This window comes from Caulobacter sp. NIBR2454, from assembly GCF_027474405.1.
Taxonomy (GTDB): Bacteria; Pseudomonadota; Alphaproteobacteria; order Caulobacterales; family Caulobacteraceae; genus Caulobacter.
In genome coordinates, this window is sequence record NZ_CP114871.1 from 1,981,357 (window position 1) to 2,004,561 (window position 23,205).

The 23,205-nt window shown below is 65.6% G+C and carries 23 protein-coding genes; 2 read left to right on the plus strand and 21 right to left on the minus strand.

Annotated features, from left to right (window positions below):
* The first annotated feature begins 36 nt into the window (after window positions 1-36).
* Complete coding sequence (locus O5K31_RS09710; RefSeq protein ID WP_269713404.1) at window positions 37-513, plus strand: YybH family protein; 477 nt, start codon at window positions 37-39, stop codon at window positions 511-513.
* On the opposite strand, the gene O5K31_RS09715 is transcribed toward O5K31_RS09710, so the two are convergent.
* Together O5K31_RS09715 and O5K31_RS09720 are read right to left on the minus strand one after the other, a co-directional pair.
* Window positions 514-1,692: an NAD(P)/FAD-dependent oxidoreductase gene (locus O5K31_RS09715; RefSeq protein WP_269713405.1), complete on the minus strand. Its 1,179-nt coding sequence runs from the start codon at window positions 1,690-1,692 to the stop codon at window positions 514-516.
* A gap of 70 nt (window positions 1,693-1,762) precedes the next feature.
* Window positions 1,763-3,115 carry a sensor histidine kinase gene (locus O5K31_RS09720; protein WP_269713406.1) on the minus strand — a complete coding sequence of 451 codons (1,353 nt, stop codon included), beginning with the start codon at window positions 3,113-3,115 and terminating at the stop codon, window positions 1,763-1,765.
* A gap of 396 nt (window positions 3,116-3,511) precedes the next feature.
* On the opposite strand from O5K31_RS09720, the gene O5K31_RS09725 reads away from it, so the two are divergent.
* Complete coding sequence (locus tag O5K31_RS09725) at window positions 3,512-3,730, plus strand: DUF2188 domain-containing protein (RefSeq protein ID WP_269713407.1); 219 nt, start codon at window positions 3,512-3,514, stop codon at window positions 3,728-3,730.
* Here the strand turns inward: O5K31_RS09725 and O5K31_RS09730 are convergent.
* The 19 genes from O5K31_RS09730 to sidA form a co-directional block, all read right to left on the minus strand.
* Window positions 3,727-4,260, minus strand: a complete 534-nt coding sequence (locus tag O5K31_RS09730; protein ID WP_269713408.1) for a GNAT family N-acetyltransferase — start codon at window positions 4,258-4,260, stop codon at window positions 3,727-3,729. The two genes, O5K31_RS09725 and O5K31_RS09730, sit on opposite strands and share 4 nt — an antisense overlap.
* A 4-nt stretch (window positions 4,261-4,264) precedes the next feature.
* On the minus strand, window positions 4,265-5,431 hold the full coding sequence (gene lpxB / locus O5K31_RS09735) for a lipid-A-disaccharide synthase (RefSeq protein ID WP_269713409.1): 1,167 nt from the start codon (window positions 5,429-5,431) through the stop codon (window positions 4,265-4,267).
* Entirely contained in the window at window positions 5,428-6,267 is an 840-nt protein-coding gene (gene lpxI / locus O5K31_RS09740; protein ID WP_269713410.1) for a UDP-2,3-diacylglucosamine diphosphatase, read from the minus strand. Before lpxI ends, lpxB begins: the two co-directional genes overlap by 4 nt.
* A 4-nt stretch (window positions 6,268-6,271) precedes the next feature.
* A complete protein-coding gene (lpxA, locus tag O5K31_RS09745) occupies window positions 6,272-7,066 on the minus strand; it encodes an acyl-ACP--UDP-N-acetylglucosamine O-acyltransferase (protein ID WP_269713411.1) in 795 nt (264 codons plus the stop codon).
* The gene (gene fabZ / locus O5K31_RS09750) at window positions 7,066-7,542 is read right to left on the minus strand and encodes a 3-hydroxyacyl-ACP dehydratase FabZ (RefSeq protein ID WP_269713412.1); all 477 of its coding nucleotides are present in this window, start codon (window positions 7,540-7,542) and stop codon (window positions 7,066-7,068) included. Before fabZ ends, lpxA begins: the two co-directional genes overlap by 1 nt.
* Window positions 7,539-8,564 (minus strand): UDP-3-O-(3-hydroxymyristoyl)glucosamine N-acyltransferase, encoded by a 1,026-nt coding sequence (gene lpxD, locus O5K31_RS09755; protein ID WP_269713413.1) that lies wholly within the window; start codon window positions 8,562-8,564, stop codon window positions 7,539-7,541. Before lpxD ends, fabZ begins: the two co-directional genes overlap by 4 nt.
* Before the next feature lie 51 nt (window positions 8,565-8,615).
* Window positions 8,616-9,263 carry an OmpH family outer membrane protein gene (locus O5K31_RS09760; RefSeq protein ID WP_269713414.1) on the minus strand — a complete coding sequence of 216 codons (648 nt, stop codon included), beginning with the start codon at window positions 9,261-9,263 and terminating at the stop codon, window positions 8,616-8,618.
* Window positions 9,264-9,268: 5 nt separating this feature from the next.
* Window positions 9,269-11,608, minus strand: a complete 2,340-nt coding sequence (gene bamA, locus O5K31_RS09765; RefSeq protein WP_269713415.1) for an outer membrane protein assembly factor BamA — start codon at window positions 11,606-11,608, stop codon at window positions 9,269-9,271.
* A 29-nt stretch (window positions 11,609-11,637) separates the two neighbouring features.
* The gene (locus O5K31_RS09770; RefSeq protein WP_269713416.1) at window positions 11,638-12,855 is read right to left on the minus strand and encodes a M50 family metallopeptidase; all 1,218 of its coding nucleotides are present in this window, start codon (window positions 12,853-12,855) and stop codon (window positions 11,638-11,640) included.
* Window positions 12,856-12,864: 9 nt separating this feature from the next.
* Window positions 12,865-14,073 carry a 1-deoxy-D-xylulose-5-phosphate reductoisomerase gene (gene dxr / locus O5K31_RS09775; protein WP_269713417.1) on the minus strand — a complete coding sequence of 403 codons (1,209 nt, stop codon included), beginning with the start codon at window positions 14,071-14,073 and terminating at the stop codon, window positions 12,865-12,867.
* Window positions 14,061-14,888, minus strand: a complete 828-nt coding sequence (locus O5K31_RS09780) for a phosphatidate cytidylyltransferase (RefSeq protein ID WP_269713418.1) — start codon at window positions 14,886-14,888, stop codon at window positions 14,061-14,063. Before O5K31_RS09780 ends, dxr begins: the two co-directional genes overlap by 13 nt.
* Window positions 14,866-15,639 carry a polyprenyl diphosphate synthase gene (uppS, locus tag O5K31_RS09785; RefSeq protein WP_269713419.1) on the minus strand — a complete coding sequence of 258 codons (774 nt, stop codon included), beginning with the start codon at window positions 15,637-15,639 and terminating at the stop codon, window positions 14,866-14,868. The genes O5K31_RS09780 and uppS overlap by 23 nt, the downstream gene beginning before the upstream one ends.
* Window positions 15,640-15,673: 34 nt before the next feature.
* Window positions 15,674-16,240, minus strand: a complete 567-nt coding sequence (gene frr, locus O5K31_RS09790) for a ribosome recycling factor (protein ID WP_269713420.1) — start codon at window positions 16,238-16,240, stop codon at window positions 15,674-15,676.
* Window positions 16,241-16,276: 36 nt separating this feature from the next.
* Complete coding sequence (gene pyrH / locus O5K31_RS09795) at window positions 16,277-16,996, minus strand: UMP kinase (protein ID WP_269713421.1); 720 nt, start codon at window positions 16,994-16,996, stop codon at window positions 16,277-16,279.
* A gap of 96 nt (window positions 16,997-17,092) precedes the next feature.
* Complete coding sequence (tsf, locus tag O5K31_RS09800; RefSeq protein ID WP_269713422.1) at window positions 17,093-18,034, minus strand: translation elongation factor Ts; 942 nt, start codon at window positions 18,032-18,034, stop codon at window positions 17,093-17,095.
* Window positions 18,035-18,134: 100 nt separating this feature from the next.
* On the minus strand, window positions 18,135-18,992 hold the full coding sequence (gene rpsB, locus O5K31_RS09805) for a 30S ribosomal protein S2 (protein WP_269713423.1): 858 nt from the start codon (window positions 18,990-18,992) through the stop codon (window positions 18,135-18,137).
* Window positions 18,993-19,240: 248 nt separating this feature from the next.
* On the minus strand, window positions 19,241-19,600 hold the full coding sequence (locus O5K31_RS09810) for a GFA family protein (RefSeq protein WP_269713424.1): 360 nt from the start codon (window positions 19,598-19,600) through the stop codon (window positions 19,241-19,243).
* Window position 19,601: 1 nt separating this feature from the next.
* Complete coding sequence (gene dnaE / locus O5K31_RS09815; RefSeq protein WP_269713425.1) at window positions 19,602-23,039, minus strand: DNA polymerase III subunit alpha; 3,438 nt, start codon at window positions 23,037-23,039, stop codon at window positions 19,602-19,604.
* Between the two features lie 29 nt (window positions 23,040-23,068).
* On the minus strand, window positions 23,069-23,161 hold the full coding sequence (sidA, locus tag O5K31_RS18410; RefSeq protein WP_369059646.1) for a cell division inhibitor SidA: 93 nt from the start codon (window positions 23,159-23,161) through the stop codon (window positions 23,069-23,071).
* Window positions 23,162-23,205 lie beyond the last annotated feature (44 nt).

A 23,205-nucleotide genomic window follows, 5' to 3' on the forward strand; every position in this document is an offset into this window, starting at 1 on the left:
CCCACGGAGCCGCCGTTTTCGTATTCGGAGGCCGTCATGATCCGCGCAAGTGCTCTCGCCGCCCTGGCGCTCCTGGCCACGCCCGCGCCTCTGCTGGCCGCTCCGGCCTTGGCGCCCGCGGACGCCGCGCGCGAAGACGCCGCGATCCGGCGGGTGATCTCAGACATGCAGGCCGCCTGGAACCGCGGCGACTATAGCGGCTACATGGCGGGCTTCCAGAACCCCGGCGTTGTGTTCGTATCGGGCGGCAAGTTCCAGGATGGTTGGCAAGGTACGCTGGACCATTACATCCGCGACTATGGTCCCTCGGTCGAGACACGCGGCGTGCTGACCTTCTCGGATATCAAGATCGAGTTCCTGGCGCCCGACGCGGCCCAACTGATCGGCCGCTATCACCTGGAGCGCCCAGCCAAGGCCATGGAGGGGATCAACACCCGCCTGCTACGCAAGATCGACGGGCGCTGGGTGATCGCCTTGAACCACGTCTCGGCGTACGAACTGCCGGCGAAGTAGCTAGACAGCCTGCCCCGCCGCCCAGCCGCTCGACCAGGCCCATTGGAAATTGTAGCCGCCGAGCCAGCCGGTGACGTCGACCACCTCCCCGATGAAATAGAGGCCGGGCATGGCCTTCACCTCCATGGTCCTGCTGTCCAGCGCGTCGGTGTCGACGCCGCCCAGGGTGACCTCCGCGGTGCGATAGCCTTCCGACCCCACCGGCTTCACTCGCCAGCCGTTCACGGCTTGCGCAATAGCCTGCAGGACCTTGTCGGGCGTGTCGGCCAGGTTTCCCCGCGCGCCAGCTTCGGCGCATACCAGGTCGGCGAGACGCGAGGGCACAACGCCGTTGAGCGCGTTATGCACCGCCTGCCGGGGGTTCGAGGCCTTGGCCGCCTTCAGAAGCGCGAACACGTCCACACCCGGGGCCATGGAGACCTCGATCTCGCCGCCTTCACGCCAGTAGGAGCTGATCTGCAGGATCGAGGGACCGCTCAACCCACGATGCGTGAAGAGCATCGCCTCGGCGAACTTCGTCTTGCCGCTGGATACGACGGCGTCCACCGCCACGCCGGCCAGGGGCTTGAGGCGTTCCAGCCGCGACGGGTCGAAGGTTAGCGGCACCAAGGCCGGCCGGGTCTCGCGCACCGGCACGTCGAAGTGGGCGGCGATCTCGTAGCCCAGCCCGCTGGCCCCCATCTTGGGGATCGACTTGCCGCCGCAGGCCACCACGAGTGAAGCGCAGGTCACGCGACCGTTGTTGAGCTGGATCTTGAAGCCCTCGTCGGTCCGCTCAACGCCTTCGAACGCGGTGTTCAGGCTGAGGGTGACGCCGGCGTTGTCCATCTCGGTCAACAGCATTTCGATGATCTGCTTAGCCGAGCCGTCGCAGAACAACTGGCCGAGCGTCTTCTCGTGCCAGGCGATGCGATACCGATCGACGAGCGCGATGAAGTCACGCTGGGTGTAGCGACGCAGGGCCGAAATGCAGAAACGCGGATTGCCCGAGATATAGGCCTCGGGCCGAACATCCAGGTTAGTGAAATTACAGCGTCCGCCGCCGCTTATACGGATCTTTTCACCCGGAGCATCCGCGTGATCGATGATCAAGACACGACGCCCGCGTTTGCCGGCCTCGATGGCGCACATCATGCCGGCGGCGCCAGCGCCGATCACGACGACGTCGAAGTTCTGCAAGGGTCTGACTTTCGCGGGGTTCGCTGAAGCGCCGTTGTGCTCGCAACAACGACTGCAAGTCAACGCGCTGTCAGGCGATGGTAACCGAGCTTGACGCCGCCTGGGCGGAGCCGACCGGCATGGGCAAGATCAGGCTGAACACCGAACCCCGAGGCGTACCCGCCCGCGCCTGCACACGTCCGCCCATCAACTCGGCCAGATCGCGGCTTACCGCCAGACCCAGACCCGTACCGCCATAGGTGCGGGCCGTCCGAGCCGCGCCCTGAACATAGGGGGCGAACAGGCGCTCCACAGCATGGGGCGGAACGCCCGGGCCGTCATCGATCACGTCGATCCGCACCTGCTTGATCTCGCCGTCCCGCTGGACGCTGAAACGAAGCGCAACACGGCCGCGGTCGGTAAACTTGATGGCGTTGGACAGGAAGTTGTTGAGGATCTGGCGAAGGCGAGACGGGTCGCCTCTCACCCAGATCGGCCCGGTTGTCGGGTCTGGGGCTTCGAACTCAAGGCCTTTGGCGTGAGCCGCCGTCTGCCAGAAACTGGCCGTATCAACGATGCTTTGGACGAGCTCGAAATCACGCACATCAAGCGCCATGGCTCGCGCCTCGACCTTGGACCGGTCGAGCAGATCATCCAGCAGCTTGCTCATCAGGCGAGCGGCGTCGGAAATGGTCCGCGCCGCCGCCCCGATCTTATGCGGCGCGACGCCCTCCTCGATCAGGGCCGCGCCCGACGCCACAGTGGCCAGGGGCGTGCGCAGTTCGTGGCTGACGATGGCGGCCATGGCGGCGCGGTTGGCTACGGCCTCTTCGGCCTCCCGCCGACGGGTTTCGGCTTCATGGCGCGCCGCCAACTCGGCCTTGCGGGACCGATAGACCCGCTCCCACGCCGCATGGGCGCCAAACAGGAACAGCACAAAACACACGGCCAGAACCGGCAGCGACCCTGCGCCGCTTGCCGCTGAATGACCGAGCATGGCCGCCGTGGTCAGCACGAAGGGGGTCGCGCCCACATAGAAGACGGCTCGCGATTCCAGAGCCGAGGTCGCATTGACCAGCACCACGCCCGTCAGCAGCAGAAGCGCCACGGTGGTGGATGTCATGTCGCCCTTTGTCCACAGGTGGAAGATCACCAGACAGCCGATCACCGGCAGGAAGGTGATGACGGTCAGGGCGGACATACGAGCGCCGAGGGAATTCCCCGCCCGGACCGGGTCCAGGCGGAAGGGGCGCATGACGAAGAACTCAATCGTCTGGCCGATCAGATTGGCGACCAGCCAGAGCAGGATCAAATGACCATCGCCCAGCACATGCAGCGCCCAGGCCATGGCGAAAAGCGTCAGGAGGCGGACCGGGACCTGCCGAAGGCGTTCATGCGCGCTAGCCGCTAGTCCCCGGCGCAGTTCCTCGTCGTCTCGCAGCACGCTCCGCCTTCCCCCAGGTAGCGCGGCCAGTCTAGCGAAGACCCACCTCAACACCAAAGCCTGCAAGGCCGCAGCGTGCGAATGTCGCACCCACTGACGGAGAAAAAGCACGCCTCCACAAGCTTAAGCTCAGAACTACCGGCATCGGTGGCCGCGGGTGGCGGAGTAATTTCTCTCGATTTGCAGGCAATCGATATTCACAGATCGGATAAACTTATGAGGCTGGGCCGTAAATTTGAGGCGAACATGGATAAAAAGCCTCGAAAAGCGAGACATATCGGTCGAATTGATCTATAGAAAACTATCCATAAGAGCCTGAAGTGACGCACGAGGTGCGCCGATTTCGCGGACGCGCGTCCGCGTAGCCTTCAAGTTCGTAGAAGAAGGACAGACCCCATGGCCGCCAAACCCGGTTTTGAACGCATCATTTTCACCGTCCTGCCGCATGACGGCCAATGGGCCGTCGAATCAGATGGCGCTTTCACCAACCACTCCTCCTCCAAGGAAGAAGTGAAGGCCGCGGCCAACAAGATGGCGCGCGCCGCCCAGGACGCCGGAACGCCCTGCCAGGTTCGCGTCAGCGGGGAGCATGGCTTCGCCGCGGCGGCCGTCTAGGCGGCCGTTCGCTCGAACAAGATGACCGGGTCATCCCGGTAACTGGCATAGGCGAAGGGTGAGAACCCCGCCTTCTCCGCCACCTTCACCGAGGCGGCGTTGTCGATGCTGATCATGCAGACCGTCCGGGCGCCGGCGCCAAACCTGGCGTCGCCCCAGGCGAGGACCGCCGTCAGCGCTTCGCTGGCGTAACCCTTGCCGTGCGCTGCAGGCGACAACGCCCACCCCGCCTCGGGCGAATCACCAAACGAAGGCTCCAGGGCGCGCTTGAAATCGGCGAGGCCGATCTCGCCAAGATAGCGCCCCGTGGCCTTCTCCTCGATCACCCAAAAGCCGTATCCCAGCGCCGCCCAGTGGCCGATGTAGCGCAGGATGCGGGGCCAGACTTCCTCGCGGGTCTGCGGACGGCCGCCGATGAACCGGGTCACCTCCTGGTCGCCCCACAAGGCCGCGCTGTCGTCCAGATCGCTGACGCGAAATTCACGCAGGATCAGACGTTCGGTTTCGATCACGGGCGCCTGGCCGGGCATCAACTCAGTTCCTTTCAGCCATCAGCCGCAGAATCGCTTTCGCGGCGGCATCAGCCGGATCAGGACCACCGCGGCCCATCAGGTCTAGAGCCTGAAATTGCTTTTCCACCTGCCGGCGGCGCAATCCAGGATCGGCGACGCGCTTTTCGATCTCCGCCGCCAGCTTGGGGCCCGTACACTCGCTCTGGATCAGCTCGGGTGCGACGAAGTCTCGGGCGGCGATGTTGAACAGGGTGATCCACGGCGTGAGGATCAGGTGCTTGAGAATGGCGTGGGTGATGTTCCCGACCCGGTAGCCCACCACCATGGGCACGCCGGCCAGGGCGAGTTCGATGGTCACCGTGCCGCTGCAGGCCAGGGCGACCGTGCCGGCGACCATGGCGTCGTCCTTCAGTCGCTCGTCCTCGATCACATGTACGCGGTAGGGCCAGCCGGCGGCGCGCGCCTTGACCGCTTCCGTCACCGTGGAGGCCGCGGGAATGACGACGTGCAGTCCGGGATGCGTGGTCTTTAGCCGGCTGACCGCATCCTCGAAGGCCGGCATCATCCTTTCGATCTCGGAAGGCCGGCTGCCGGGCAGAACCAGCAGGATCGGCTCGTCGGGATGCGCGCCGATCGCCTCACGCAGGCGGCGCGGGTCGGCGTGGGAGAAATCCTTGGCCAAGGCGCCGTTGCCCACGAAGGTGGTCGCCAAGCCCTCCTTCTCGAAATAGGGCGCGTCGAAGGCGTGTATGGCCAGCAGGTGATCCACCGCCCCGGCCAGAACCTTGGCCCGCCCCGGACGCGAGGCCCAGACCTGCGGCCCCACGTACTTCACGAGCAAGATGCCCGGATCCACGGCGCGCAGGGCCTTGGCCACGCGGACGGTGAAACCCCAGCTGTCGATCAGGACTGCGACATCGGGGCGATCGGCGCGCGCCATGGCGGCCGTCTCCTCGACCCGCTTCTTGACCTTGCCATAGGCGCGCAGACCCTCCCACAGACCCAGGATCGAAAGCTCGGCGATATCGAAGGGACTTTGGACGCCCTCATCGGCCATGCGCGCGCCGCCGACGCCGATGAAACGGACCTTGCCGCCCAGCTTCTTCTTGAGCGCCCGGGCGAGTTCTGCGCCACGGGCGTCGCCCGACGCCTCGGCCGCCACAAGCATGACGGTCAGATGCCGGCTCACGGGCGAGCGGGCTCCATGCCCAGGATGAACAGGCCCAACTCATCGGCCATGGCGATCACCGCCTCGCGATCCAGGACGATCAGTCGGCCCGCCTCGCCCACGATGCCAGCCAGTCCGGCTCGGGCGGCGCGCTGGACAGTGGCCACGCCGATGGTCGGCAGATCGACACGGGTTTCCTGGATCGGCTTGGGCGCCTTGGCGAGCACGCCCCTCAGGCGCTCGCTGGAGCCCCTTAGGGCCTCGGGAAGGTCAGCCACCCGCCGCAGCATGGCATCGGTGCCCTCCTGGGCCTCCACGGCCAGGACGAGGCCTCGGCAGACCACGCAGCCCTGCCCCACGTCCAGACGGCCTATCTCGCGGGCGACTTCAAGGGCGCGGGCGATGTCGGCGCCGTCGCCTTCCGTCGGCGAATGGGCGCCAAGGCGGCCTATGGGCAGGGTCAGGCCGGCGACCACCTCATGAGCCCCCTCAATGGCGAAGCCCTCCTTCTCGAACTCGGCGAGGATCTTGCGCAGCAGGGCGTCATCGCCGTTCTTGGCGGCCGCCACGATGCCTGGCAAGGCGGCGAGCCCGCGCAGATCCGGCTTCAGCGACGAGAAATCGGGGCGGCTCACATTGCCGGCGAAGCAGACCGCCTCGCAGCCGGCGTCCTTCAGCGCCTTGATGCACTTGCCCAGTTCGCCCAGGCCGACGTCGACGCCGGGAAAGTCGCGCATCTCCGGTCCGGAGAAACCGCGCAGGCGCATGACGGCGAAGGGCCGCTCGGCGGACCGGCAGTGGTTGGCGATCTCGGCTGGAAGGGTTCCGCCCCCGGCGATGAGACCCAGTTTCCTCACGGCGTCAGACCTCGCGCTCCGGCAGGCAGAGCGGACGGTTGGCGTCGGCGCGGATGAAGTCGACGATCTCCATCACCTCGGGCGAAGTGGCGTGGTTCTCGGCGACCTCGTCGATCCGCTCCTGGAAGGTGCCCTCGTCGGCGAACAGCAGGCGATAGGCCGCGCGCAGGGCGTTGATCGTCTCGCGCGAGAAGCCTCGGCGCTTGAGGCCCACCAGGTTCAGCCCCTCCAGGTGGGCGTGGTTGCCCCACACCGAGCCGTAGGGAATGACGTCCTTGGTCACGGCCGCCAGACCGCCGATGAAGCTGTAGCGGCCTATGCGGCCGAACTGATGCGCCGCCGCCAGACCGCCCATGAACACGAAATCGCCCAGGGTCACGTGGCCGCCCAGGGTCGCACCCTTGGCCATGACCACGGAGTCGCCGACGATGCAGTCGTGGGCGATGTGGGCGGCCACCATGTACAGGCCGTCCGAGCCCACCGTGGTCACGCCACGGCCCGAAGCGGTGCCGGTGTGCATGGTGACGTGCTCGCGGATGATGTTGCGGGCGCCGATGCGCAGCTCGGTCTTTTCGCCCTTGTGGCCCAGGTGCTGGGGCGGACCGCCCAGATTGGCGAAGGGGTGGACGACGCAGCCTTCGCCCACCGTGGTCGCGCCCTCGATCACCACGTGGCTCATCAGCTTGACGCCGGCGGCCAGGGTCACGTCTGGACCCACGATGCTGAAGGCGCCTACTTCGACGTCGTCGGCAAGACGGGCGGCGGGATCGACCAGGGCCGTGGGGTGGACGAGCGGCATCAGCGGGGCGTCTCGACGACCATGGCGGCGAACTCGGCCTCGGCGGCGACCTTGTCGCCCACCAGGGCCTGACCGCGGAACTTGAAGATCGACGAGCGCGCGCGAACGACCTCGACGTTCATGCGCAGGACGTCGCCCGGGCGCACCGGATGACGGAACCGGCAGGCATCGACCGACATGAACAGAATGGTCTTGCCCTCGACGTCCACTTCCAGCGACTTGGACATCAGGACCGCGCCCGTCTGGGCCATGGCCTCGACGATCAGCACGCCCGGCATCACCGGGTTCTCGGGGAAGTGCCCCTGAAAGAAGGGCTCGTTCATCGTCACGCACTTGATGCCGACGATGGACTGGTTGGGGCGATAGTCCTCGGCCCGGTCCACGAGCAGAAACGGATAGCGGTGTGGAATCCGCGCCAGAATCTCAGCGATGTCGATCGAGATCGACTGTTCGGTCTCCGCGTCCTTGCGGCTCATTCAACACCCCCGGATTTGCGACCCGCCGCCATGCGCGCGAGCCACGCGGTCTCCCGCAACCATTGTCGGATCGGCTGGGCGGGAAATCCGCCCCAAGTCTCGCCGGCCGGCACATTCTTCATGACCGCGGCGGCCGCCGCGATCCGCGCGCCGTCGCCGATAACCAGATGGTCGGCCAGGCCGGCCTTTCCGCCGAAACTCACGCCGTCGCCGATGGTCGTACTGCCGGATATGCCGGTGTAGGCCGCCATGACGCAATTTCGCCCGACACGCACGTTGTGGCCAAGATGGACAAGATTGTCGATCTTGGTGTTCTCGCCGACCACTGTGTCGTCATAGGCCCCACGGTCGATGCAACTGTTCGCGCCGACTGTCACGTTGTCCTGCAGCAGGACCCGACCCAACTGGGGCAGATCGATGATGCCGGCGGCGCTGACCGCCGCGCCGAACCCCGGCTCGCCAATGACGGCCCCAGCGTGGATCCGCACGCGATCGCCGATCAGGGCGAAGCCGATCACCACCCGGGCGCCGATATCGCAATCGCGACCAATGGCGACGCCTGGACCAATCATGGCGCCGGGGCCGATACGCGTTCCTTTTCCGACCTGGGCGTCAGGGCCGATGACGGCGCCGGGCGCGACCAGGACTCCCTCTTCCAGCCTGGCCGAAGGATGGATGGCTGGCGCGCCGGCCTCGAAGGTTTTGGGGCGGTGCAGGCGCGAGGCCGCCGTGGCCCAAGCGACTTGCGGCCGATCAACCACGATGATGGCGCAGTTTTCCGGCGCCTCCTGCGCGATCGCGGCGGTGACGAAGCAGGCCCCCGCCTTGGTCGCCTTCAGGTCGGCGACATAACGCTTGTCCGAAAAGAAGCCGAGGCTGGTGGCGTCGGCGCGCGCCAGAGGCGCGACGGCCTTGATCTCGAACTCGCCCTTCTCAGACGCAAGAAGCTGGCCGCCGGTAAGGCGCGCCAGCTCCGAAAGCGTGGCCGGACCCAGGTCTTGATAAAAGCGTGGGTCCGGCATGGCTGTTCTCGATCCGTCTCGTCATATCCCGCGCCGCGGCGCGGGCGAGACTCACCTACGCGCGGGAGGCGTAGTTTGGGCGGCGGGAGCCGGCTGGTCCAGACGTTCGCGGTCGAAAGCGAAGGTCTGGATCTTGGCGTTCAGGCCAGTGACGACCTGATCGTTGATCGACATAGCCGGATTGCCAACCAGCACCGCATTTTGGTCGATCAGCACCGAGCACTGACGCGCCTGATAAACCTGACGCACAATCGGGTTCATTTCCTGAGCGACGCGGTTCAGCGCCTTTTGCTCGGTGGCGGCGACTTCGCGTTGACGCAGCTGCGCCTTACGCTCGAAGGCGTTGGCTTTCACCTGCAAGGCGGCGGCGCGCTGTTCCAGGGTGTTCTGGTCGAGCGTGGCCCGCTGAGTTTCCAGCGTCTTGGCTTCGGTCTCAAGCGCGGTGCGCTCGGTCGTCAGCTCGGAGTTCACCTGGGTGGCGATCTGCTGCAGCCGGGTGTTCACGGCCTTGCCGACGGCCGAGTTGCCGACCACGGCGGCGCTGGAGAACAGGCACATGCCGGGAACGGCGGCGCCGTGGGTCATGGCCGGAGCAGCCGGCACAGCGGCGGGGGCCTGGGCTTGAGCCAGCGCGCTCGACGCGAGGGCGAGGCCGGCGACGACGCCGGAGGCGGTCGCGACGATGTTGCGGAGGGTCATGGGGTTTAGAACCTTGTGGAGGTGGAGAACCGGAATGTCTCGGTCCTATCGTAGTCTTCTTTGGCCAAAATTCGGCTGAAGTCGAAACGGATGGGTCCCATCGGCGAACGCCAGTGGATGCTGACGCCCGCGGTGGCCCGCAAAGAGAGATCATCTCGGATCAGCGGATCGAACAGGCCGGGCTGCGACTGCTTGTCGTCGTCGTCGAGCATGCCGACGGTGCCAAAGTCGGTGAACAGCGAGGCCTTGATGCCATATTGCTCTGGCAGATAGGTCGGAATGGTCAGCTCCACCGTGCCGATGGCGTAGATCTTGCCGCCCAGGGCGTCGTCATTAAGGGAGGTGTCGCGCGGACCGACGCCCGCGATCTCGAAACCGCGGAAGGTATTGCCGCCCTTATAGAAGCGTTCGTTGATCCGGATGCTGTCGCCGCCCCAGCCTTCGATATAGCCGGCGGTGCCGACGGCGCTGAGGATGAAGTCCTTGTTGAAGCCGTAGAACCAGCCGCCGCCCATTTCGGTCTTCAGATAGTTCACGTCGCCGCCGAACCCAGCCAAATCCTGGGTGAAGTCGGCGTAGAAGCCGCGCGTCGGATTGATCGGATCGTTCCGTTGATCCATCCGCAAGCCGTAGCCGAACAGCGAAGTGATGTAGGAACCGCGCTGACGGCAAATGATCGATGAGGTGGCGCAGTACTCGTCGCCGATCATGACGTCGTCGGTCTTCAGCTGATAGCGCATCGTCATCGATGCGTTCTGGGTCAGCGGGAAGCCCACGCGAACCGTGCCGCCGACCGAGCTGGTGTCATAGGCGGCGAATTCGCTCAGGTCGTAGCGGAACGAGAACAGATCGATACCGGCCCGCAGGTCGCGGCCCATGAAGCGCGGCTCGGTAAAGCCCAGGTCCACCTGCTGGCGCAGCGAACCGATCGAGACGCGACCACGCATGTTCTGGCCACGACCGCGGAAGTTCCGCTCGGTGATGCCCAGGTCGATGACCGCCTTTTCCACCGAGCTGTAGCCCGCGCTGAAGGACAGTTCGCCGGTGGGCTGCTCCTCGACCTGCACGCGCAGGGTGGTGCGGTCCGGCTGGGCGCTGGGTTGTTCGTCGATGGTCACGTCCTTGAAGAAGCCAAGGGCGCGGATCTGATTGCGCGAACGATCGACCAGCACGCGGTTGTAGGCGTCGCCCTCGGCCACGTTCATCTCGCGGCGGACGACGGTGTCCAGGGTCCGGGTGTTGCCGACGATGTCGATGCGGTCGATGTAGACGCGCGGTCCTTCGCGGACCAGGAAGGTCACATCGACGGTCTGGTTTTCGCGGTTCGGCGTGTAGCGCGGACGCACATCGACGAAGGCGAAGCCCGCGGCGCCGGCGGCGAAGGTCAGCGAGTCCGTGGCCTGCTCGATACGCTGGTCTTCATAAAGCTCACCCGAACGGATCGGCAGGATCGCCGCCAGGATCTGGCCGTCCAGCTTCTTGTTCTCGGTATCGACCGTGATCTTGCCGAACTTGTACTCTTTGCCTTCGTCGATCGTGTAGGTGATCACGAAGCCGTTCTTGTCCGGCGACAGCTCGGCCACCGCCGACACGACGCGGAAATCATAGAAGCCGCGGTTGCGGTAGTGCTTGCGCAGCTGCTCCTTGTCGTACTCGATCCGGTCCGGGTCGTAGTTGTTGTTCGACGAGAAGAACTTCAGCAGGCGGCTTTCCTCGGTGACCACGACATCGCGCAGGTCGTTGTCCGAGTACTCCCGGTTGCCGATGAAGTTGACGTTCAGAACGCCGCTTTTGGGGCCTTCGTTGATTTCGAAGACCAGATCGACGCGCTTTTGCGGCAGTTCGACGACCTTGGGCGTCACGGTCGCCGAGATGCGGCCCGAGCGGCGGTAGAGTTCGATGATCCGCTGAACGTCCTGCTGGACCTTGGCGCGGGTGAAGATGCCGCGCGGGCGAATGGTCACCTCATCGCGCAGCTTGTCTTCCTTCATGGCCGAGTTCCCTTCGAACACGACCTGATTGATGATCGGGTTCTCGACGACCTGGATGACGAGGTCGGTCCCCTGCATCTGCATGGCGACGTCGGCGAACAGGTCGGTGCGGAACAGCGTCTTCACCGCAAGGTCGAGTCGGGCCGGATCGACGGTGTCGCCGATCTGGATGGGCAGGTAGGAGATCACCGTCCCCTGCTCGATCCGTTCGTTGCCCTGCACCACGATGCGCTGGACCACGCCGGTCTGCTGCACCTGGGCCATGACCGTCGTCGGCGCCGTCATTGCGGTCGAGCCCAGAAGGAGCGCGAAGCCGGAAAAAAGCGCGGCGCGACGAACGCGGGAATTCTTCATTGGATAAGCCATGACCGGTGGGCGGGCGCTCAGGAGAGCAAGCCGCCGAGGAAGTGGAACACTCGCAAGCGCTGCAAATCGTTCCACGTCGCGAACAACATGAATCCGAGCAGCAGCGCAAGGCCTACGCGATAACCGGCCGCCTGCACCTTGGCCCCCAAGGGACGTCGGGCGACCGCCTCATAGGCGTAGAACAGCAGATGGCCGCCATCGAGAACGGGAATCGGCAGCAGGTTCATGAACCCGATGCTCACCGACAGCACCGCCGCCAGACCCAGAAGCGACACGAAAGCGCCCAGCAGCATGAAGCCGAAATCGGGCGCGCCCTCGGCGCCGGCCTGCGCCACCGCGCCCGAAGCCTGGGCGATGCGGATGGGGCCGCCCAGCTGCTCGGCTGAAACCTGGCCCGTAACCAGACGACCCAGATAGTAGACGGTGGTGTCCAGCACCTCCCAGGTCTTGCGTGCGCCCACCACAACGGCCTCAGCCGGATTGTAGCGCGTGCGCACCACGTCGGCGGCGGTCACCTGGCTGCTGATGCCAAGACGGCCGACTTCCTGGGTGCCGCCGGTCGGGTCGACATCGCGAACCAGAGCCGGCTTGGCTGTCAGGTCGATGGTGCGGCCGCCCCGTTCGATCTCGAACTGGATCGGCACGTTGGCTCGGACGATGACGTACCGCTCCAGGTCCTCGAAGCTGCGGATCGTGCGGCCGTCGGTCTTGGTGACCACGTCGCCGGGCAGGAAACCCGCGGCGGCAGCCGCGCCGCCAGGGGCCACGCCCGTGACCTTGGCGGGATGCGTGACCTCGCCGACCGTGCCCAGCAGGAGGGCGAACAGGAAGATGGCCAGCAGGAAATTGGCCATCGGGCCCGCCGCCGCGATGCAGGCGCGCTGCCAGAGCGGCTTGAAATGATAATATTTTCCAAGGGCTTGCGGCCCTTCGTGACGGACGATGGCGGTGCGCAGGTGATCCAGGTCGTCCTGATCCGGCACGCTGGCCGCGTTGTCGTCGCCCGAGAAGCGCACATAGCCGCCGAGCGGAATCCAGCCAATGCGCCACTCGACGCCAGAACGATCCACACGCTGGAAGATCGGCTTACCGAAGCCGATGGCGAAGCGGTCGATGGCGACACCGAACCACTTGGCCACCAGGAAGTGACCCAGCTCATGCACGGTGACCACCAGGGTCAGCACGAACAGGAACGGAATGATGTAAGTCAGCGCAGTCTGTGCGAAGCCGAGCATGGGGTCTCCCTAACCGTCCGCCAGGACGCGCAGATGGTCGATGACCTCACTCGCCCTTTGGCGCGCGCGTCGGTCGATCGTCATCGCGTTCTCCAGCACGTCGCTGCTCGCCCCCGCGATCAATTCCCCGTCGCGATCGAGACGTTCGACGGTCTCGGTCACGGCGGCGGCAATATCGAGAAACCCGATCCTGTGGTCAAGGAAAGCGGCGACGGCGGCCTCGTTGGCCGCATTCATGGCTGTCGTGGCCCCCTGCCCCGCCCGCAGCGCCTGGCGCGCGATGGCCAAGGCGGGAAAACGCGCCTCGTCCGGAGCCTCGAAGGTCAGTTGCCCTAGTTTGGCCAAATCCAGCTTGGGAGCCGGCCAGTCCAATCGGTCCGGCCAGGCGAAGGCGCAGGCGATCGGCGGCCGCATGTCGGGCACGCCCATCTGCGCCAGGGTCGAGCCGTCGGCATATTCGACCATGCTGTGGATCACGGACTGTGGATGTATCAAGACGTCGATCCGCTCCGGCGGCATGGCGAACAGGTACGACGCCTCGATCATTTCGAGGCCTTTGTTCATCATGGTCGCTGAATCGATCGAAATCTTGGCGCCCATCGACCAATTTGGATGAGCGACCGCCTGGGCTGGCGTCGCCGCCCGCATGACCGCCAGACTGGCGCTGCGGAAAGGCCCGCCGGAGGCCGTTAGGATCAGGCGCGAAACCTTGTCCGCACAGGCCGGCTGCAGCACCTGGAAGATGGCTGAATGCTCGGAATCGACCGGAATCACCACGCCGCCAGCCGCCTTGGCGGTCTCCAGAAGCGCCGGGCCGACGCAGACCAGGCTTTCCTTGTTGGCCAGGGCCACGACGGCCCCCGACTTCGCCGCCGCCCAGGTCGGCGCCAGGCCGGCCGATCCGACGATGGCCGACATCACCCAGTCGGCGCCCATTCCGGCCGCGTCAATCACCGCCTGACGCCCCGCCGCGGACGCGATTCCAGAACCCGCCAGACGCTCGCGTAGCAAGGGCAGGCACGCCTCGTCAGCGATCACCGCCAGTTGAGGCCGCCAGCGCAGAGCCTGCTGCGCCAGCTTTTCGACATTGCCGCCGGCCGTCAGGGCCAGGATCTCGACCTGCGCCCCCGACTTGTCGAGAAGATCCAGGGTGGAGACCCCCACCGAACCGGTGGAGCCAAGCACCACCACTTTGCGGGGCGTGCTCAAAAGGCCCATCCGTAGTGGACGATCAGGCGGATGGCCGCCACGGCGACCACGGCGAAGAGCAGGCCGTCCACCCGGTCCAGCAAACCGCCATGTCCAGGGATCAGGTCGCCGGAGTCCTTTACGCCAAACCGGCGCTTGAGGAAGGATTCCCAAAGGTCTCCGGCCATGGTCGCGAGCCCGCCCGCAAAGCCGGCCAGGGCCGCCAGGGGCCAGGTCATCCCCAGGCGCGCGACGATATTGACCAGAATGCCGGCCACGATGGCGGCGGCGAGTCCGCCGAAGAAGCCTGACCAGGTCTTGTTGGGCGAGATGCGCGGCCACAGCTTGGGCCCCTTGAACGCATTTCCGGCCAGGAACGCGAAGATGTCAGCCGACCAGGCGACAATGAACACCATCAGCGTCCAGCCAATCCCGTGGTCCATGGCGCGCAGCCAGACCAGGGCGATGAAGGCCGGGGCAAGATAGACTACACCATAGGCGGCGTCCGCCCGTCGCTCCACAGCGCCGCGCGCGGCCATGCCCGCGGCGATGGCGCCCAGAACGGCGGCGAGCCAGGCCAGACGATAATGACCGAACTGAGCGACAACCACGCCGAACATCACGGCGAGGCCGATGATCACCATCAACAGGTAAGGCGACTTGGGAGCCGTCATGAAGCCCCACTCGCGGGCCAGCAGGCCCACGGCGAGGGTCAGCATGATCACGAAGGGCCAGCCGCCCAGCCACACAGCGGCGACGACCGCGGGGATGAGAACCGTGGCCGAGATGGCGCGAACGCCAAGATTGCTCCAATCGAAGCGTCTAGCCTGCGGCGAGGACGTCATCGACCATGGCTCCGCCGTATCGGCGCTCGCGGGTGGAGAACTCCGCGATCGCGGCCTTCAGGTGGTCCGGGCCGTAGTCGGGCCACAGGACGTCCTGGAAGATCAGCTCGGCGTAAGCGCTTTCCCAAAGCAGGAAATTGGACAGCCTCTGCTCACCGCTGGTGCGCACGATAAGGTCCGGCGGCGGGGCGTCGGCGGTGGACAGCGAGCGCTCGAACAGCGCCTCGTCCAGATCGGAAGCCTTGGCCAGACCATCGGCCACGGCCTGGGCGAACTTGCGGGCGGCGTCGACGATGTCGGCCTGGCCGCCATAGTTGAACGCCACCTGCAGGTGAAAGGCGGTGTTGTCGGCGGTGCGGCGTTCGGCCCGTTCGATCACTTCACGCACGTCGGGCGACAAGCCTTCGCGACGCCCCAGGATGGTGATGCGAACCCCCTCCTTGGCCAGCCGGTCCAGGTCGCTGGAGACGTAGCTTTTCAGCAAGCCCATCAACTCGGAGACTTCCGCCGCCGGGCGGCGCCAGTTCTCGGTGGAAAAGCCAAAGACGGTCAGGCGGCCGACGCCAAGGGCGGCGGCGCCCTCGACGGTGCGCTTAAGAGCCTTCACCCCCTCGCGGTGACCGAAGGTGCGCGGCAGGCCGCGGCTTTTCGCCCAGCGGCCATTCCCATCCATGATGATGGCCACGTGCAGGGGCGCGGCCCCGGCTTCCGCCGGTCGCGCATCGCTCTGCTGGCCGGACATCGGCGTCATGCGGCTTCCTTCTCGTCCCCGACCTGAGACGACCTCAAACCTGCATGATCTCTTGTTCTTTGGTTTTCAAGGTCTCGTCGATCCGCTTCACCGACTCGTCGGTGAACTTCTGGATCTCGGTCTCCATGCGCTTCAGTTCGTCCTGGCTGATGACCGCGTCCTTCTCGGCCTTCTTCAGGTCGTCATTGGCGTCGCGGCGTACGTTGCGGACGGCGATCTTCTGCTGTTCGGCGTACTTGCCGGCCATCTTGGCCAGGTCCTTGCGGCGTTCCTCGGTCAGCGGCGGGATCGGAATGCGCAGGTTCTGGCCATCGACCACGGGGTTGAAGCCCAGACCCGACGAGCGAATAGCTTTCTCGACCGAAACCACCATGCCGCGGTCCCAGACGCTGACGCTGAGCGAGCGCGGCTCGGGCACCGTGACGTTGGCCACCTGGTTCAGCGGGGTCATCGAGCCGTAGGCTTCGACCATCACCTGGTCCAGCAGGCCGGCCGTGGCGCGGCCGGTGCGCAGGGAAGCGAACTCTTCCTTGAGTTGGCCGACCGCTTTGTCCATGCGGTCCTTGTACTTCGACAGAACGGGCTTTTCGGCTGCGGCCATGTTCGGCTCTCTCTTGCTTGGCTTGGTTCAGTCAGTTCAGGCGATAGTCGTATGCACGCCATCGCCGGTCAGGACGCTGAGCAGATTGCCGCGCCCCTTGATGGAGAAGACGACGATCGGAATGGCGCTGTCGCGCATCAGGCTGATCGCCGAGGCGTCCATGACGCGAAGATCCTTGGCCAGCACCTCTTGGTGGCTCAGGCGGTCGTAGCGCTTGGCCGTCGGGTCCTTCTTGGGGTCGGCGGTATAGACGCCGTCCACGCTGGTGCCCTTGAACAGGGCGTCGACGCCCATTTCCGCCGCGCGAAGGGCGGCGCCGGTGTCGGTCGTGAAGAACGGCGCGCCGACGCCCGCGGCGAAGATCACGACACGGCCCTTTTCCAGGTGCCGCTGGGCGCGACGACGGATGTAGGGCTCGCAGATGGTGTCCATGGGAATGGCCGACTGCACGCGGGTCTGGACGCCGACGCGCTCCAGCGCATCCTGCATGGCCAGGGCGTTCATGACGGTGGCCAGCATGCCCATGTAGTCGGCGCTCGCGCGCTCCATGCCCTTGGCCGCGCCAGCCAGGCCGCGGAAGATATTGCCGCCGCCGATCACCAGGCTCAGCTCGATGCCGTGGCCGACGATCTCGGCGATGTCCTGGGCGACCGCTTCGACCGTGTCGGTGTCTATGCCGTACGGGCTGTCGCCCATCAGCACTTCACCGGAGACCTTCAGGAGGATCTTGCGATATCGCGGCGTCGGAAGGGTCATCGGGCGGCTCTCATCGACTCGTGTACGCAACATAGACAAGGGCGCGGCGCGCGTCGAACGCGCCGCGCCCTTGATAGGGTGTTCTTTAGAGGGTGGTTAGCCCTGGCCGCTGACGGCCGCCACTTCCGCGGCGAAGTCCTCGGTCTTCTTTTCCACGCCTTCGCCCAGGGCGAGACGGGTGAAGGCCTTGATCGACACCGGAGCGCCGAGCGTCTTGCCGGTTTCGGCCAGCAGCTGCTCGATGGTCTGATCCGGGTTCATGACGAAGGCCTGCTTCACGAGCACGACTTCTTCCAGGAACTTGCGGATACGGCCTTCGATCATCTTCTCGACGACGCCGGCGGGCTTGCCCGATTCCAGCGCCTGCTCGGTGAAGACGGCCTTTTCACGCTCGATGGCGGCCGGGTCGAGGTCTTCCGGCGACAGCGACAGCGGGGCGGTGGCGGCCACGTGCATGGCGATCTTGCGGCCCAGTTCACGCAGGGCGGCCTTGTCGCCAGCCGTCGAGTCCAGGGCGACCAGCACGCCGATACGGCCGAGGTCCGGCGCGACAGCGTTGTGGATGTACGAGGCGACGACGCCGTTCTCGACCGAGAACAGGGCGGCGCGGCGCACCATCATGTTTTCGCCGATCGTGGCGATCAGGTTGGTCAGGTGGTCCTGAACCGTCTCGCCGCCAGCCAGCTTGGCGCTGGTGATGGCGTCGATCGAGCCGTCGGTGCCCAGGGCCGCCGTAGCGATCTGGCGAGCAGCGCCCTGGAACAGGTCGTTGCGGGCGACGAAGTCGGTCTCGGCGTTCACTTCGACGACGGTCGCGGTCTCACCAGCGCCATTTTCCTTGGCGGCGATGGCGACCAGACCTTCAGCGGCGGCGCGGTCGGCCTTCTTGGCGGCCTTGGACAGGCCCTTGGCGCGCAGCCAGTCGATGGACGCGTCGATGTCGCCGTTGTTTTCCGTCAGCGCCTTCTTGCAGTCCATCATGCCGACGCCGGACTTTTCGCGCAGCTCCTTGACGAGCGCGGCGGTGATCTCAGCCATGAGAAATCTCCAGATTCAAAAAGTTGACGACCGGGCTGATCTAGCCCGGTCGCATGTCAGATTTCGGACGGCCGCCCCGCGAACGGAGCGGCCGAAACGTTTAGCTGGCGGCCGGCTCTTCAGCGACGGCTTCGTTCGCTTCAGCGGTCGCTTCTTGAGCAGCGGCCGGAGCCTCAACCGCGGCGGCGGCCGGAGCTTCCGGGGTCAGTTCGCGGGCCAGGGCCGGCTCAACCGGAGCCACCGAGGCGCCCAGATCGACGCCCGAAGCGGCTTGGCCAGCGGCCAGGCCGTCCAGAACGGCGTCGGCGATCAGGTCGCAGTACAGCTGCAGAGCGCGGGCGGCGTCATCGTTGCCCGGGATCGGGTAGGTGATGCCGTCCGGGTCGCAGTTGGTGTCGAGGATGGCGACGACCGGGATGTTCAGCTTGCGGGCTTCAAGGATCGCGATGGCTTCCTTGTTGGTGTCGATCACGAACATGATGTCGGGAATGCCGCCCATGTCCTTGATGCCGCCCAGCGACAGCTCCAGCTTGTCGCGTTCGCGCGTCAGCTGCAGCAGTTCCTTCTTCGAACGGCTGCCCGGGGTGTCGAGCATGCCTTCGAGTTCGCGCAGACGCGCGATCGAACCGGAGACGGTGCGCCAGTTCGTCAGGGTGCCGCCGAGCCAGCGGTGGTTGACGTAGTACTGAGCGCAGCGCTTGGCCGCCGTGGCGACCGGATCGGAGGCCTGACGCTTGGTGCCGACGAACAGCACGCGGCCGCCCGAGGCGGCGACTTCACGCACCTTCACCAGAGCCTGGTGAAGCAGCGGGATCGATTGCGACAGGTCGATGATGTGGATGTTCGACCGCGAGCCGAAGATGTAGCGGTCCATCTTCGGGTTCCAGCGGTGGGTCTGGTGACCGAAGTGCGCGCCAGCTTCGAGCAGCGAACGCATAGAGAATTCGGGAAGCGCCATAAGATATTGTCCTTCTTCCGGTTACGCCTCCGCAGACAAACCCCAAACCAACGAACTCAGCCTGGGACCGGAACGGAGCCAGCGGGGTTTTACCCGCGGGTACCGAACGTCTGCGTGTGTGATGGCGCGCGAAATAGGCGCAAACGGCTTGGAAAGCAAGCCTTGCAGGGTAATCAGGGACGAAGGAAAGCCGAATGTAGAGCCAAATCCGCACTACCACGTCCAATTGTCGCTGGATCGGCGGCTGACTAGAAGTTCCTGCCGTCCACCAGGGTCGGCTTGAGATCCTTGGCTTCGACGCCGTCGAAGCAACGGACATTCAGGGCGATCATCGACTTACCGTCTGGCGTCCGCCCCCGGGCGAATGATTCCACGCCGCAGGTTGCGCAGAACAGATGGTCGATGGAGCCACTGTTGAAATGATACTTGGTCTGGGCGTCCTCGCCCGCCAGCAGTTCGAAATTGTCAGGCGTGGTGAAGGTCAGGACCGACCCGATCTTTCCGCAGCGCGAGCAGTTGCATTCGATCAACTGATCCAGGCTCGCCGTCGCCTTGTAGCGCACCGCCCCGCACTGGCAGCCGCCCTCATAGGTCTGCATGTCGCTCATCTTATGCCTCCTCGAGATAGAGTACGCCCGGCGCTGTCTTGAGCGCTCCGCGCAGGGGCGCATCCAGATTGTAGCGGCCCGGCAGCTTGAGCTCGACCTCCAGCCCGCCTTCGAGGCTGGCGATCAGCATGATCTCCCCACCCTTCTGGCCCGCCCCGGCCTCTAGCCGCTTGCGCAGGGCGTCGATCTCCGCCGATCGCGGCGAGACGTGGACCCGCAGGGAGGCGACAGCCCCCTCAATGGCCTTTTCGATCGGCTCGGCGTCGTCGCCGAAGAAGCGCACCTCGCCGTCCCGCCCCTTGGCGCGGACCTTAATGACCACGGCCTTGCCCGGCTCCAGAACGTCACGGCAGCGGCGCAGCTGTTCGGGTGGGAACAGGACTTCATATTCGCCCGTGGGATCGGACAGGGAGACGAAGGCGAACCGGTCGCCGCTCTGCTGCACCCGCTCCTGGCGACGGCGGACCACGCCGGCCATCTTGAAAGCCTCGGCCCCCGCCTCGGCGCGGACGATCGCCTCGGCCAGCAAGGTGGTGCGCTTGCGTCGCAAGGCGTCGACCATGTCGTCCAGCGGGTGCCCCGTCAGGTAGAAACCGACAGCGGCCAGTTCTTCATCCAGAAGTTGGACCTGGTTCCAGGCTTCGGTGCGCGCCATGGGCGGCCGGGCCGAGGCGACATTGTCCCCGCCCAGCAAGCTGAGCTGGTCCGAAACGCGGTCGGCGGCGACGCTCTGGCCATAGGCGGCCAGCTTGTCGGCCATGGCCATGATCTGGGCGCGGTTGGGGTGAATGGCGTCGAAGGCCCCTGCCCGCGCCAGATTTTCCAGGGCGCGCTTGTTGACCTGCTTGGGGTCCACGCGTTCGACGAAGTCGAAGATGTCCCGGAACGGCCCGCCCTCTTCGCGCACGGCGATCAGATGCTGCATGGCGGTCAGGCCGACGTTGCGGATGGCGCCGAGGGCGTAGAGCACCTCGCCGTTCTCCACCTCGAAGTCGGCGCCGGAGCGGTTCACGCAGGGCGGCCGCACCTTGATCTGGAACTTGCGGGCGTCCTGGTAGAACACCGCCAGCTTGTCGGTGTTGGAGATATCGAGGCTCATCGAGGCCGCGAAGAACTCCACCGGCGCGTTCGCCTTGAGCCAGGCCGTATGGTACGAGATGAGGGCGTAGGCGGCGGCGTGTGACTTGTTGAAGCCATAGCCGGCGAACTTGGCCACCAGCTCGAAGATGCTGTCCGACTGAGCTTCGGGGACGCCCTTTTCCGACGCGCCTTTGACGAAGCGCGCCTTCTGGAGGTCCATCTCCTCCTTCTTCTTCTTGCCCATCGCCCGGCGCAGAAGATCGGCTTCACCTAGGCTGTAGCCCGCCAGGATCTGGGCGATCTGCATCACCTGTTCCTGATAGACGATGACCCCATAGGTCTCGCGCAGCACCGGCTCCAGGGTGGGGTGCAGGGTGTCGACAGGCTTTCGGCCGAACTTGCAGTCGACGAAGGTATCGATGTTGTCCATCGGGCCCGGTCGATAGAGCGAGATCAGGGCGGTGACCTCCTCCAGCGTACCAGGGCGCATCTTGCGCAGCGTGTCGCGCATGCCCTGGCTTTCCAGCTGGAACACACCGACCGTCGCGCCGGACCCCATCAGTTCATAGGAAGGCGCATCGTCGAACGGCAGGGCCGACAGGTCCACCGCCGCCCCGCGCTTGGCCATGTGCTTGACCGCCCGGTCCAGCACGGTGAGCGTTTTGAGGCCCAGGAAGTCGAACTTCACCAGCCCCGCGCTTTCGACCCACTTCATGTTGAACTGGGTGGCGGGAAGTTCCGACCGCGGGTCCTTGTAGAGCGGGGTCAGCTCGGTCAGCGGCCGGTCGCTGATCACCACGCCCGCGGCGTGGGTCGAGGCGTTGCGGAACAGGCCTTCCAGCAGCAGGGCCACGTCCAGGCAGGCTGAAACCGCGGGATCGTCGCGCTTGGCCTCTTGCAGACGCGGCTCGATCTCGATCGCCTTGGCCAGGGTCACGGGATTGGCGGGGTTGGCCGGCACCATCTTGCAGAGGCGATCGACCAGCCCCAGCGGCAGTTGCATCACCCGGCCCACGTCGCGCAGCACGGCGCGCGCCTGCAGGGTGCCGAAGGTGATGATCTGGGCCACCCGGTCGCGGCCGTATTTCTCCTGAACGTAGGAGATCACCTCTTCGCGGCGGTCCTGGCAGAAGTCGATATCGAAGTCGGGCATGGAGACCCGCTCGGGATTCAGGAAGCGCTCGAACAGCAGGCCGAACCGCAGCGGGTCAAGATCGGTGATGGTCAGGGCCCAGGCGACCAGCGAGCCGGCGCCCGAACCGCGCCCCGGTCCCACGGGGATTCCCTGGGACTTGGCCCATTTGATGAAGTCCGACACGATCAGGAAGTAACCGGGGAACCCCATCTTCTGGATGATCCCCACCTCCCGCTCCAGACGCGCCCAGTATTCTTCCTCGGGGACGGCCAGGGTTTGCAGCGCGGCAAGGCGCTTTTTCAGCCCTTCCCGCGCCTGGTGAGCCAGTTCCTCGGGCTCGCTACGGCCCGCGCCGGTGTCGAAGCGCGGCAGAATCGGGTCGCGCTTCTTGACCATGAAGGCGCAGCGTCGGGCCACGTCGAGGGTGTTGTCGCATGCTTCGGGAAGGTCCGAGAACAGCCGGCGCATCTCGGCGGCCGACTTGAACCAGTGTTCGCCGGTGACCCGACGCCGCTCGTCCTGTCCCACGAAGGCGCCGTCGGCGATGCACAGCAAGGCGTCGTGTGCTTCGCTCAGTGAGGCCTTGCCATAATAGACGTCGTTAGTGGCGACCAGCGGGATGTCGTTCTCATACGCGAAGGCTACGAGGCCCGGCTCGGCCAACGCCTCCTCGTGCTTTCCGTGACGTTGAAGCTCCACATAGAAGCGATCGCCGAACACCCGGGCCATCTCGGCCAGGGCAGCATTAGCCTCGGCGGTCTTCCCAGCGGTGAACAGCGGATCGACCGGACCGTCCGGCCCGCCCGAAAGCAGCAACAACCCCTCGCTGTGCTTGGCGACCAGACTCCAGGGCACGAAGGGCTCGGCCATGCCGTCGCCCGTCAGATAGGCGGCGGACGAAAGCTCCGAAAGGTTGAGGTAGCCAGTCTCGTTCTGCGCAAGCAAAACGATGGTCGGCGTACGCGCCCAACGCTCCGGCGGGCGATCCCCGATGCCGCTGATCGGCAGGGCGCAACCGACGATGGGCTGAACGCCAAATTCCTTGGTGGTGACCGAGAACTCCAGGGCCCCAAAAAGATTGGCCCGGTCGGTCAGGGCGGCGGCCGGCATATCCTGCTCGGCGGCCAGCTTGCCTATGGCGTCGGCCTTGATAGCGCCTTCCAGCAGCGAGTAGGCGGAGCGGACGCGCAGATGGACGAAACCCTCAGCCGCGCCATCCGTCATCAAACCATCTCCCGCTGCGCGGCCCCGACTCAGGCCACCAGAAACGCCATAGAACACATCATCCAGACGAAGCCGGCGACAGATGCAAGGGCCAGCGATTCACGAGCGAGACGAAGTGCCATAAGAGCCTCCTGAGTTGCCCTTTTGTTCTATGTTCCGACTTTGT